At 50.8% G+C, this 13,406-nt stretch carries 12 protein-coding genes; 10 read left to right on the forward strand and 2 right to left on the reverse strand.

Annotation, left to right across the window (positions count from 1 at the left end):
- The 8 genes from P8O70_13040 to bamA form a co-directional block, all read left to right on the forward strand.
- Positions 1-540: hypothetical protein (locus P8O70_13040; protein ID MDG2197784.1), on the forward strand; the 540-nt coding region annotated here is incomplete at its 5' end.
- Between the two features lie 219 nt (positions 541-759).
- On the forward strand, positions 760-2,163 hold the full coding sequence (locus P8O70_13045; protein ID MDG2197785.1) for a class II fumarate hydratase: 1,404 nt from the start codon (positions 760-762) through the stop codon (positions 2,161-2,163).
- Between the two features lie 63 nt (positions 2,164-2,226).
- Positions 2,227-3,285 (forward strand): 3-deoxy-7-phosphoheptulonate synthase, encoded by a 1,059-nt coding sequence (locus P8O70_13050; GenBank protein MDG2197786.1) that lies wholly within the window; start codon positions 2,227-2,229, stop codon positions 3,283-3,285.
- A gap of 75 nt (positions 3,286-3,360) precedes the next feature.
- Positions 3,361-3,522: a 50S ribosomal protein L33 gene (gene rpmG / locus P8O70_13055; protein ID MDG2197787.1), complete on the forward strand. Its 162-nt coding sequence runs from the start codon at positions 3,361-3,363 to the stop codon at positions 3,520-3,522.
- A 39-nt stretch (positions 3,523-3,561) separates the two neighbouring features.
- Positions 3,562-3,801 (forward strand): 50S ribosomal protein L28, encoded by a 240-nt coding sequence (gene rpmB, locus P8O70_13060; protein ID MDG2197788.1) that lies wholly within the window; start codon positions 3,562-3,564, stop codon positions 3,799-3,801.
- Positions 3,802-3,923: 122 nt separating this feature from the next.
- Entirely contained in the window at positions 3,924-4,355 is a 432-nt protein-coding gene (locus tag P8O70_13065) for a hypothetical protein (GenBank protein MDG2197789.1), read from the forward strand.
- Positions 4,356-4,365: 10 nt separating this feature from the next.
- A complete protein-coding gene (locus P8O70_13070) occupies positions 4,366-5,052 on the forward strand; it encodes an ABC transporter ATP-binding protein (GenBank protein MDG2197790.1) in 687 nt (228 codons plus the stop codon).
- A 25-nt stretch (positions 5,053-5,077) separates the two neighbouring features.
- Positions 5,078-7,504, forward strand: a complete 2,427-nt coding sequence (gene bamA, locus P8O70_13075; protein ID MDG2197791.1) for an outer membrane protein assembly factor BamA — start codon at positions 5,078-5,080, stop codon at positions 7,502-7,504.
- Positions 7,505-7,560: 56 nt separating this feature from the next.
- Here the strand turns inward: bamA and P8O70_13080 are convergent, their stop codons facing one another.
- Entirely contained in the window at positions 7,561-11,001 is a 3,441-nt protein-coding gene (locus P8O70_13080) for a protein-PII uridylyltransferase (protein MDG2197792.1), read from the reverse strand.
- A gap of 218 nt (positions 11,002-11,219) precedes the next feature.
- On the opposite strand from P8O70_13080, the gene P8O70_13085 reads away from it, so the two are divergent.
- Together P8O70_13085 and P8O70_13090 are read left to right on the forward strand one after the other, a co-directional pair.
- The gene (locus tag P8O70_13085) at positions 11,220-12,482 is read left to right on the forward strand and encodes a hypothetical protein (protein MDG2197793.1); all 1,263 of its coding nucleotides are present in this window, start codon (positions 11,220-11,222) and stop codon (positions 12,480-12,482) included.
- 137 nt (positions 12,483-12,619) lie between these two features.
- Positions 12,620-12,907, forward strand: coding sequence for a hypothetical protein (locus tag P8O70_13090; protein ID MDG2197794.1), 288 nt, complete (start codon positions 12,620-12,622; stop codon positions 12,905-12,907).
- A 5-nt stretch (positions 12,908-12,912) separates the two neighbouring features.
- Here P8O70_13090 and P8O70_13095 read toward each other — a convergent pair.
- Positions 12,913-13,406 (reverse strand): hypothetical protein (locus P8O70_13095; GenBank protein ID MDG2197795.1); only part of this gene is annotated, 494 nt, incomplete at its 5' end.

The following is a 13,406-nucleotide window of genomic DNA, read 5'->3' on the forward strand; positions in this document are numbered from 1 at the left end:
GAAAAGAAGTACCAACGCCTGCGTACCGTAAGAACCCGGCTCGTCGAAGACCTCAAGCGCAAGACTCTGAAGATTCGTGAATTGGAACGCCCGATCAATGCTGACAGTGAACTCACTTTCAAGGACCATGACCTCTATGACGTGATCATCGAACGGCAGGGCTTTCAGCAGTGGATGCAGTCCCAGGTTGACGGCATCGGCAGCATCTTTGGCAGCTCTGGGCAGAAAAAAGAGAATGTCCTCAACCAGATGCTCAACCTTGGAGAGATTACTCGCCAGCTACGCAAGGAGAGCCTACAGCTACAGACCTTGCAACACACCGTTACCCAGCTGCAGGAGCAACTGACAGCCTATGCGACGGATCACGGGGTCACCACAGGGAAAAAGACAATCGAAGACGTGATGGACGATCACCTGCTGGACAAGCTCGAATACATCTTCCTTGGAGGGCAACTCGCTCAGGAGTTGGCCCAAGCAGCCCAGCCAGCAGAAGTTTCTGAAACCACACCTGATTCCAATTCTACGACGGTTCCAGGATAGCGCACTGCTTAGCATTGGATTCATTACTGGGTTTCTCCATGCTGCTTTTTAGACCAAGAACTCGGCTGCGTCACTTCCGAAAGCTCTCCCTCGTCACTAACTCGTACAGGAAACCACACCCTCCTTTTTGTTCCTGCTTGTTCCCTGCCCGCAACTCGTGCTAACTTTGCTGTTTTTATTTCAATCATCCGTCCCAATGCCCTAGTCAGTCGGAGTCATATGTCTCAGTCTTTCCGAATCGAAAAGGATTCGATGGGGGAAGTGCAAGTCCCTCAAGACGCCTATTACGCCGCCCAAACTCAACGTGCTGTTGATAATTTTCCTGTCAGCGGACTGTGTCTCAGCCGTCCACTGATTGCCGCACTGGGTTACATCAAGCAGGCTGCAGCCAAGATCAATGGTGAATTGGGACATCTACCCGCAGAAATAGCAGAAGCCATTCAAAACACAGCTAGCGAGGTGATTGCCGGCAACCTGGATGCCCACTTCCCGATCGATATCTACCAGACTGGTTCCGGGACCTCGAGTAACATGAACGCCAACGAGGTGATCACTAACCGAGCGATGGAGCAAGCTACTGGCAAGTTGCCTCGTGCGATTCATCCAAACAACGATGTCAACTTTGGGCAAAGTTCCAATGATGTGTTCCCCACAGCGATCCGCATCGCAGCTACCCTACAGGCGCATCAGCAGTTGATCCCTGCGCTTCAGCACCTGCACGACACCTTTCTGGCCAAAGGCAACGAATACGCCCATGTGGTCAAGACCGGACGAACCCACCTGATGGACGCCATGCCCCTGACCTTTGCTCAGGAGTTCAGTGGCTACGCTCGCCAGATCGAGCTCGGCATCGCCCGAGTGGGAGCAGCCTTGGAACGCTTATGTGAACTACCCCAGGGAGGAACTGCTGTCGGCACGGGGATCAACACCGATCCAGCGTTCCCACCAAAATTTGCTGCTGCGGTCTCGAAGTTGACCGGAGTCACCTTCTGCGAAGCACTGAACCACTTTGAAGCTCAGGCCACTGTGGACGCTCCCGTGGAACTGAGTGGACAATTAAAGACTATCGCCGTCAGCCTGATGAAGATCTGTAATGATCTACGCTGGATGAATTCTGGTCCCAACGGAGGTATCGGCGAGATTCAACTGGCTGCTCTTCAGCCAGGCTCTTCCATCATGCCGGGCAAGGTCAATCCAGTCATCGAAGAATCTACTGCGATGGTGTGTGCCCAGGTCATTGGTTATGATGCCTCAGTCAGTATTGGCGGACTCTCTGGCAACTTTGAATTGAATGTAATGCTGCCGATGGTTGCCCACAGCCTACTGGAATCAATCCGCTTGCTGGCAAATGCTTCACGGAATCTAGCAGATCGCTCTGTTTCTCGAATTGTTGTTCGGGAAGACCACATCGCTGCCTCGGTTGGCAAAAACCCAATCCTGGTCACTGTGCTCAATCCTCTGATCGGCTACGACCTAGCCGCCAAGATCGCCAAGACTGCTTTTGCTGAAAATCGATCCCTCAAGGAAGTTGCCCTGGAACTGGCAGGCGACCAATTGACCGAGGCTGAATTGGATCAGGCCCTCGACCCCGTCAAGATGACAAAAACTGGCTTTGTCGAGTAAGAAATCATGTCTTTTTGGCCTGTTGACCCTACATTGACTGCTCTTGTTTCTTCTGGAGAACCCATGCAATCCACCAATAACATAAATGTTAAGCAAATTACCCCGTTGACGCCTCCTGATGAGATCAAGGAGGAGCTTCCCCTCAGTGAAAAAGCTTGCCAGACCGTGGTTCAAGCGCGTCAAACTGTGCGCAATATCCTGGATCGGGAAGATCATCGACTCTTTGCCGTGGTCGGGCCCTGCTCCATTCACGACACAGAAGCCGCAATGGAATACGCCCAGCGGCTCAAGGCCCTGCACGAAGAGCTCAAGGATCGGATCTACTTGATCATGCGAGTGTACTTTGAAAAACCACGCACCACCGTTGGGTGGAAGGGGCTGATCAATGATCCAGATTTGAACGGTACCCACCAAGTGGAAAAGGGTCTGCGTCTGGCGCGTAAGATCCTGCTTGATATCAACGAACTGGGACTACCGGCAGCCACAGAAACACTGGATCCGATCACACCCCAGTACATTGCTGACCTGCTTGCCTGGAGTGCGATTGGAGCCCGTACCACCGAATCACAAACTCACCGGGAAATGACCAGCGGGCTTTCCATGCCTGTTGGCTTCAAGAATGGTACGGATGGCAGTTTGGATATTGCGGTGCACGCCATTCAGTCTGCAGCACATCCCCATCATTTCCTGGGTATCAATCACGAGGGACGTGCCTCTGTTGTCAATACAAACGGCAACCAACACTGCCACATTGTCCTACGCGGTGGTAAGCACGGACCCAACTTTGATGCCTTGTCTATTCAGGATACGGAAGAGCAACTGCGTAAAGAAGGTGTCAAACCGATCATCATGGTGGACTGCAGCCATGGAAACTCCAACAAGCGTCCAGAAAAACAGGAAATCGTGCTGCGTGACATCGTGCACCAGATCGTTGACGGCAACCAGTCCATCGTTGGCACCATGATCGAGAGTCACCTACATCTAGGCAACCAGCTGATCAGTGACGAGCTGCAGTACGGTGTTTCCATCACGGACAAGTGCCTAGATTGGGAAAACACAGAGCGCATTTTGCGAGAAGCCTACGAACACCTAGGAAATTTACAGTATCTGACCAACTGCTGAGACCTAAAGGAAATTCTTGACATTTTTTTGGTAAATACCGATCATTTTTGATTTTCATTTTTCCTGGAGAACACCATGGCCAAGAACGCCAACCGCGTGTTTGTAAAGATGAAGAGTCCAGAGAGCGGCTACATGTACTACACCTCTAAGAACCGGGTCACGACCCCAGGACGCTTAGAGTTGCGCAAGTACGATCCGATTGTCCGCAAGCACGTACTTTTCAAGGAAACCAAGTAACCGACCCTGTCGCGAGACAGTGCTGATTAGGAGAACACCATGGCTCGTCGCTGTGACATCACTGGCAAGCGACCACTGACTGGCAACCGCGTTTCGCATGCCAACAACAAGACCAAGCACCGCCAGTTGCCCAACCTGCAAACCCGACGTTTCTTTGTTCCGGAACTCGGTCGTGAGGTTAAGCTGAAAGTCTCGACCCGTGCGATCCGTACCATCGACAAGAAAGGCTTGACGGCCTTCCTCAAGGACAACGGCCTTACCCTCCGCGACGTCAGTTGAAAAACGGGGGTCCATGTCCAGTTTTTCTGATGTGGGCCCACGGTAGCAAACGCTTTTCCCAGAATACCGGAAACTGTCCTTCCCGAACCTATTCTTGTTCCTTCCGCCTGCAGGAGTAGACCATGCCGGACTGGATGCGCAGTTCCGGGACTCGAGTCCTTCTGATTACCAGCTTGGCCCTTGCGGTCTTGTTTGGATTTCAGTTCTACCAGAACCAGAAACGACTTGAGGCCCAGAAGCAAATTGAATTGCTGGACGTGCGTGTGGCTTTTGGCCAAGACGAACGGCGTGTGAGCACTGGTGTCTTTGGGACTGTGCTCAACAACAGCGAGCAGGTGATCAAGATGCTGGAGATCACCATTGACTATCTCAGCAAGGAGGACGAGGTGATCAAGAGCGCTCGTTTCTTCCCGATCTACCACCTGTCTTTTCAAAATCCTGGCACCTTGGAACCCAAGCAGTCGCGTGAATTCGGCTTTGACCTCGAACCCCAAGCTCCCCCTGACTGGTCTGGAGAAGTCCGGACCCGGGTGAGTGAGGTTCAATTCCGCTAAGTTTCCAGCCATGCATCTTCAACTCGAAAACCTGCACAAGAGCTATCTTGACGGTGAAGGCCGTACCCTGCACATTTTACGGGGAGTGGACTTGCGATTGGAGCAACCTGGCCAGACAGCTGCCATCGTTGGTGCTTCTGGAACGGGCAAGAGTACCTTGCTGCACTTGATTGGCTTACTTGACCAACCAGACCAGGGGAGAGTTTTGCTGGACGACAAGGACCTGAGCCTGCTTTCCCGGGATGCCCAGGCTCGCTACCGCAACACCCAGTTGGGCTTCATTTTTCAGTTTCATCAACTCCTGCAGGATTTCAGTGCACTGGAGAATGTGATGATGCCAGCATTGGTTCAGGGACAGAGTCACAGTCAGAGTCGTAAGCGTGCGAGTGAACTGCTGGAGCAGGTCGGACTGGGGGAGCGCTTGTTGCATAAGCCCTCTCAACTCTCCGGCGGCGAACAGCAACGGGTTGCCATCGCTCGGGCCCTCACCAACCGCCCACGTCTCCTGCTGGCTGACGAGCCGACTGGCAACCTGGATCAGGAAAATGAGTCGCAGGTATTGGATACCTTATTGCGCTGCTGTGCCGATGGGCAAACCACCATGCTGATGATCACCCACAATCTGCAACTGGCTACTACACTGCAGCAGTGCTATCGTCTGCAGGAGGGTCGTTTGCAATTGGATTCCAGTCCTTGAACCGCTTGTCAATACTCACATTCTAATGCCCACCGTTTGTGCTCCTGGCCGTTTCTGTCGCAGCCTTTGGCTGTTGCTGGCCTTCTTGCTGCTGGGTTTCCCCAGCATGATCCTCGGGCAGGAAGCCCGAATCCTGGAAATCGAGATCCAAGGAACCTCAGAATTAGAAGAAGCCCAACTGCTCTTCACCCTCGAGAGTCAGGTCAACTTTCCGCTCGATCGTCAACGTATTCGTCAAGATATTCGCCAGATCTTTGAGACCGGGCTCTTCCGTGACGTACGTGCTGAAGTCGAACCACTCGGTGATGGCTACCGACTACGTTATGTTGTCGAGGAGCGTCCTCGTCTGCTCTCAGTCCGACTGGAAGGAATCAACCTGCTGGATCTGGACGAAATTCGTGAGAAGCTCCTGCTGAGGGCCAACGATATCTACGATCCTTTCAAAGCCGAACAGGACCAGACCCTGATTCTCGACAAGTATCGAGAAGATGGCTACACCACTGCCCGTGTGCTGCCCCGTTTGGAGAAGGAATCAGAGCAGGAATATCGATTGACCTATGTGGCCCAGGAACAACCAAAGGTATTCCTGACGGATGTAGACATCCGTGGGACTACAGTGTTCGCGGAAGTTGACCTCAAACGTCTCATGCTTAGCGCAGAGGTGGACTGTTTCAACTGGATCAACAGCTCCGGTATTTTTCAGGAGGAGCGGGTTAATCAGGATCTGGTCTTGTTGACTCAGAAGTACCTACAGCAAGGCTACATCAAGGTCTTCATCGGCAAACCCGATGTGACGCTCTATCACAACCCAGAATACAGCCGTGTCGAACTATCCATGAACGTCACTGAAGGAGACCAGTACTTCACAGGATCGGTCAATGTCAGCAGTGACTTACTGGAACCAGAGGCAGAACTGCTGGAGCAACTCGAGCTAAAAACTGGTGGGGTCTACAATCCTTTCTTGCAGAACCGAGATCGAGCCGTACTGGATGAAATGTACCAGGAGCGTGGCTATGCCTTTGTACGAGTGATTCCACAGACTCGGATCAATGAAGACAACAAGACCGTGGACGTGAATTACCGCATCCTGCAAGGAGAGAAGGCTTACATCGGTCGTATCTCCGTTGCAGGAAATACCGAGACACGTGACCACGTGATCCGCCGTGAATTTGAAGTTAACGAATCACAACTCTTTGATGGCAAGCGACTCCGACTGAGCCAGGAAAATCTTGGGAGGCTAGGCTTCTTCGAGCCGGGCTTGCAGCTTGAACGACGAAGACGTCCTGAAGAGGATAACGTTCTGGACCTGATGGCGCGACTCAAGGAAACTCAAACTGGAACCTTTCAGGCCCAAATCGGCTACAGCGATGTGACCGGATTTAGTGGTGGACTCTCTCTCACCAAAGGGAATCTATTTGGTAACGGACAGACTCTGCGATTGAGTGCCCAATTCAGTGAACAGGATGTCACCAACGAGTACAGCGTTACTTTTATCGACCCCAGGATTTTCAGTACGCGACTTTCCAATTCAATTCAGTTCTCACATCGGCGTCTCGCAGACAGTACAGGCCTGGAACGAGGTAGCCTGCGTGAGAACACCTATGGGACCAGCGTAGGGATGCCTGTCTATTGGCGTGACCTGCGTCTCTCTGTGAGTTGGAATGCAGTGGATCGGCTCTACGACAATGAAGGATACAACGTCTTTAAACGCTCCATTGCGCCAACACTGACCTATAATACGGTCAATCATCCAATTTTTCCGACAGAAGGAATCAAGACTAGCCTAACACTTGTACAGACTGGTACACCCTTCGGGGGTAACGTCCAGTTGCGTGAATTCATCACAAACTACCAGCAATTCTGGGCGCTCAATGAAGCACAAACCCTGATCGCCATGGTCAAAGGACGTCTCGGTTGGCTACAGCAAATGGGTAGTTCCCCAATTCCTCCAGAGGATCGTTACCGCTTGGGGGGCCTAAACAGTGTGCGTGGCCACAACTACTACGCTATTGCAGGGCCTTATGGTGGTACGGAGAGAATCATCAACCAGCAGTTGACCAGCTACATTGACGAGTTTGGTCTAACGCAGACACGATTGAGCGACAAGCGTACCTCAGGGCTGAGTTTTGATGAGTTGGGGAAGCTCAAAAGCGGTGGGATCAGCGAGCGACTTTTCAATCTGGAGTTGCTCTTTCCACTTAGTCGCGACGAACGGAGCTTCATTCGAGGCGTAGTCTTTTTCGATGCAGGCAACATCAACGCTGAACCAGAGCAGTATGCTCTGCTGGGTGAGACGGAACCAGATTTCTTTGATCTGCGTCACAGTGCTGGAGGAGGTGTACGGCTAATCACCCCACTAGGAGTACTGCGTTTCGAGTATGGTGTTAAGCTCGACCAACGAAGTGGAGAAAGCCCTGACCGCTTCGACTTTAGCATCAGCGGCCTATTCTAAACAACCTTCCCCATTACCTCACTCACAAGCACGTCTTACCAGCATGCTCCACGCGCTCAATTGTGGCTTGGCGGGTCACTCAAGCTCCGCTTAACGACTTCCTCAAAGCCTGAAGATCTCAGTCGCTCCAAGTCCTGGGGGAAGATGTAGAAGTAATCATTGACTTGAAAACCAGTAGTGGTGATCAGTGATTGCTGTACAGACACCTCAAAATGGTCGAAGCTGTTGGCCAACTTGTAGAAGATCAACGGTGCGTCTTCCAAGGTCACTTTGACTCGCAGATAAGACTGAGCCATCCGCACGAAATGTCCGTCAATCTCCTTTACGACATAGCCCTTTTCATCGTCTTCAAGAAACTCCAGCTGCAATCGTGGATTGTGCAGAAAGTGCTGTTGATCCAGATCCAATTGGGGCGGAGAATCATAGAGAATTGAGTGCTCCAACTCCCTTGGGAAAATCATTGCCGAAGAGCGAACCGTGATCTGGAGATAATAGCAGTAGGCACTCCGACCATCGGCAAAGCAAATCCGGTTCATCTTGGCACCTTCAATATTGATCTGCCGACGGCTAAGAGCATACGCAATCCGACTATGAATCTGAGGAGCCTCCCGAACGTAAACCAGCAGTCCGACAGGACGTCCCCTTGGATTGGTCAACACGCTCACTGTTGCCTCTGAAGACCAATTTTCGAAGCGCATCATCTGCTGGGCCAGGATCGCAGAACAGGAACTCAGCAAAAAGCGGTTGGGGAAGGCAGCGAAAAACCATTCCAATTGGCGTTGATAGGGATTGATCAGAGCGTTGATTGTATCCGGACTAAGGTACTGTCGGATGGTCCGGATTAGCTTTTCAGTGGTCTGGCTCAATCCTTTCTCATCCAACGAACCCATCTTGAGCAAACGCCAGTACTGCTCCAGTTCCTCATGGCCTTTCTGCAGACGTTCGTATTCCTGAGGCTGAATTTTGGCTACTGGTGTATAGAGCGCATCTTCGATTGAATTCTGCAGACCCTGCTGAATCAGCAAGTTGATACGGGTATCAAACTCCAGATCTTGCTTCTTCCGATCCAGGTAGCTGTTGATAGCATCCATTGCATCATTCAGTTGGCCGCTAGAACGCATCTCTGCATAGACTCGGTAGGTTTCCTCAAAAAAAGTTCGTAGGGTACGAGTATCTTTCGCTGTCACATCGCTGACAGAGCGATAATCAGAAATGTTCACTAAGAACAGCAGGATCACGTTGACCAGATCCCGGTTAGCAATTTCAAAGAACTGCTGGATGGCCTGGTCGAAGTACGCTGAAGTCTTACTGAGTCGTACCACGGTCATGTGGTGTGCGATCATTAGAGAAATGCTACCAAAGAGTTCTGGATCAGCGTACCCCAATCGCTCAAGGGCTCTGACTGCGATCGAGGTGCCAGAGATCTGGTGCCGTGTTCTTGGATCAATCTTTCCTACGTCATGAAACAACACAGCCCACTTGAGTGCAAGGATGTGCTTAGGCTGGAGGTACTGATACAACTCCGGATACTGCTTTTGCAGAATCTGTAGCTCTTCTTCAGCAGCCTGCACTGCGTTGAGTGAGTGAATGCTGACCGGGTACTGGTGATAGGACAAATTCCGAAGTAGGAAGTGCATCTGGTTGCACTCGGGAATGAAACGTCCAAGCAGCGTGTCGGGTAGATACTTCTGAGTTGTTGTTCCACCAAAGAACGCGGGATCGTTGAGTCCAATTGGGTCAGAAATTTCTAGCATAATGCGCAGTGCCTGGTCGACATAAGGCGTCATCATCAATTTGCTGAACTTCTCCGAAAGTTCAGGAGCTCGACTCTGGACTACTTCAACCGTTAGTGATTGAAGCAGATCAGCCATCTCATCTTTCAACTCAAATGAGAGATCATAGCCAACCTTGCCAATGTAGATGAATAGATCCAGTAGCTTGAGCGGGTCACTGAAAATTAGACTTAGGGGCACCTGCGGCATCCCTTCGAGTGCGTTAATCTCAATGATGCGACGTTGGCGCAGATATACCGTAACCTGAAAAGTCTGGAAGGTTCGGACAACGTGTCGCTCCAGAATATTGCGAAGTAATGCTCTGGAGAGTTGCTGAATCGTGTCCTGCATCTGCAAACGATAGCGATCAAAATCATCAACATCCTGAAACCGCTGTTTCTTGAGCAGATACAGGCGCTCCATGTTATCATTGATCACGTTTGGCAGCAGGTCTTCTCCTCGGCAACCGCTATGGCGTGCTTCCTCATCAAAGTAGTGGTCTCGGGCCACACCAGTGAAGTTTCGTAGATCGTAGGTGAACTCCAGGGCCTGACACAGCTTGAATGCTTGTCTTGGAGAGAGCAGACGCTGCTTGATTAGCAACGCAATCATCTCTGCCGTATATGACGGGAAGACACCAAAGGTTGCTGCTGCAATCCACAGAGGAATCTGGAGACTGCGTAGACCTCCCAGATCGTGTTTGAGATCTGCCTGGTTGAGCTGTGGGCGCTCCGTCTGCAGGTAGGTGTTGATTTTCTCTAGAACGTAGGGTTCGTAGGGCAAAATCTCAAAGAAGTGTTGCTTGAGTCGTTCCGCCAGACGTTGACTGCCTACCAGTACGCGACTCTCCAGAATGGAGGGAATGGTTTGCAGCATGCTACCCTGCTGGAAGCGCGTCAGGTCCTCATCAATCTCAAAATATTGGTGAGCGGTCATCACCTGCGCTGCATTGAGCAGTGTCTCGATGCGGATTACCAATTGGCGGACTACCTCGGCTTGTCCTGCAGCCAACTGTTCAGTATCCAGGCAATAACCCAGATCTCGATCCGAAGCCAGGCTCAACTCACCGCGTCCGTAGCCACCCCGTGCAAGAATGACCAGATGGGCTTCAACAAACTCATGATCAACCGGACAATCCCTTGCGGTCTCCAGTAGTTCTTCCAGCTGCCCAACGCGTTTAGCATGTTCTTCGATGTCGTGTTGCAGATCTCTACAAATCTTCTGGTAATAGCGGCGCATCTCGCGCTCTTCGCGTTCTCCTCCTTGGCTGGGAAGATTCTCTAACTCTTGATCCACACGTCCGAGCTTCTCCCGCTTTTCAGGCAGAATGCGCTGCTTGTAGTGAAGCTCCGTCTCCATTTGCTCAACATGAAGCCGACGTAACAAGGGCAGATCATTCATCGCAAAATCAAAGGTTGCCTGAATGATGCTGTCCATCAACAGTGTATTGCGTGCCAGAATTTCAAAGGAATTTTCTGTCTGGAGATTGAGTTGAACAATTCGCTCATTCTCCAACTGGAAGAAATCTTGAATGACTATTCCGCACCCTTTTTCACGCTGGACCAGATGCACCAGCAGAGAACTCCCTTCAGAATCTATCGGCAATTCTGTTAATTGCTGCTGTAATCGAGGAAAGTAATCAGCTTCTGTACATTGCCGCTGCTGCAGGCGAAACGGCTCCAGAAAGGGGTAGTGTTCTGCAGCGTTGAGCAGAGCTTGTTTCATGCAAAAATCCTTTGCAAAAAATCGAGAGCAGGCGAAACTAGATGGTTGTCAGAAAAAAAATTGAAGTTTCTATTTCAATCGAAGACGTTTTACGTTTCGTTTTTCTACTATTTATTTGAATGTCTTAAATGTCACACTCGACCGGACCCAACACTCGCTGATTTGATCATCGCGTTTGGTCTTCCAGCTAATTCTTATCTTCTGGTAGCAGCTTGCTCATGGAATATGAATCCTCTTTTAGCCAATCCAACCAAGATTTCTCACTTGACATGCCCAATTTTCCCTTCGGACGTATGCAGCACGATATTTATGTGATGCTTGGTTCAGTACGAAAGCACCACAGTGCCTCTTTCTTTGAGAAATTGTGGGCTTCCATGTTTGGAAAAAAGGAGAGTCCAAACAGTCCAAGGTTGATGGCCCAGTCTCTTGTAAATGCATGCGATACCAAGACCACCCAAGAATTATCAACACAACTCAGTGAAGATCCTGCGCTTTGTCAAGTACGCAGCAGCTTGGTAAAGCACGTACTAGATCAGAAACGTCTCTACGAAACCTCTGTGTATCGAGAGATGCTTTTCCAAGCATGTCTAGCCATTTATATTGGAGGGGCTAATCCACGTAATATGCAGACAGTTGGACAAGTATACATCAATTACCTGCGACATGTTGCGGAAATCAACAAGAAAAGCCTACTGAGTGTCCGTTCCTCGGCTCTGCAAAGCATGGACGTAAGCAAGATCAGCATGGATGACCTGAACAAGGGCCTGGAGGAAATGGAGCCTGAAGATGCGATGGCACTGCATGAGTTGAACTTTTCCCAGCATATGCTGGAACGCAACAAAGAATTGATGGCTCAAATGCTGACTTCCATCACGATTCCGGTAGATCTCTCGGAACTGAACCGGCTCAGTCCATCACAAAGTCTTAGCAATGGATTTATCGGAGAAGGTGGACGTGGAGAAGGTTCAGAAAAGGAGACTGTTTTGATCCGTAAGGTCACTGCAGTCGCTGATGTGATGCGCTTCATCCTGCCATTGCACAGCTTGGCACTAGATATTGCCAAGCGCCTCCAGACGATCGAGTCTGCTATTCCCCAGCACTATCTACTAGAGGCACGTGTCCGCACAGAAGCTTTCCGTACTTTATTGCTCAGAGTAGAGTTGAAGCATCCCCACGTTCGAGCCCACATGCTGCCAGCTTACAAAAAAATGCTTGATGCCTATTACAAGGCCTACAAACGAGCCTCCAAAACTACTCCTGATATGAAGGAGTTTCCTATTTTCTCAGAGTTTGCGCAGGCCGCCTACCTCTCACATCTCCATCGCAAGTCTCTTGGCTTGGAACCTCCTCAGGTCGGACAAATCCTGAAAGACGCAAAGGAGGCGGTCGACTTAGCCGTGATGCTGGAGGCCAACCCGAATCAACGCAAGATGCAGGCGCGCATCACTGAGCAACTACCCAACTATGGAGTGATCCTCTAAGGATTATGAGGCACGTCCCTTGCTGAGTTTGTAGTACTCGTCGTGTCAGGATGACCGCATCCCTCGTCATGGACGAGCAGAATGGAATCTGCTGCCCTGACTTTCTAAATTCTGGTTGATCACCGGGAAAGTATGTCATGAAGCAGAAGTTTTTCCTGCCTTTCGCTCTTGCCATGTTGTTTTTAACAGCAGCAGCCTGGGCCCACAAGATCCCCATTGATCGTAGTGAAAAAATCGCTGGGCGCCAAATCCAGAGCATTATTCAGCAGTTTACCAACGAACGTGGTCTGTTGCTGGAACCCAACACCGCCACGCACAAGCGACATCTTCCCAAGTCCATCAAGCCTGAACCTCCACTAGGACGGGTCACACCACCACTGATCTTCTTCAACGGACTGCCCAGAATCTTCAGTGAGACCGACTGATCATTTCAGGGAGCTACCTGAACAACAACTACGTAGGGAGGCTCCCGCACCAGCGTCTCATCCGGTGGTGAAAGTTCTAGCAGGGGTGCGGTCTTCAACACCAACGCGTCAAATTCTGGGACTTGGCTAGTTTCCAGAATCTCCTGACCAATCACTTTCCCTTCCACATTAATCTGCAGGCGAACCCGTAGTGGCAGCGGTTTGGGCAAGTCGCTGTTTTCCTGTCGGAAGAACATCAGCTGATTACGCATGGCCTGCCAAATCTGTCGGTTGTAGCTCCGCTCGGCGATCTTGCGGCGAAATAGTTCCAACTGGTTTCGATTGCCACTGGATCCAACGCTTTTGGTCGTCGAGTTTTCAGCGCTATCATTCCTAACAAAAAGTGGTCTGGATGGCTGCACTCTCGCGGTAATTTTAGGGAGTTGTTCCTCCTGCTTAGCAGCCTTGCGGGACATCTTTTTCTTGGCAGGTGGCTTGGCCTTGGCAGTTGGAGTTGTAG

The organism is SAR324 cluster bacterium (assembly GCA_029245725.1).
In the GTDB taxonomy this organism is placed as follows: Bacteria; SAR324; SAR324; order SAR324; family NAC60-12; genus JCVI-SCAAA005.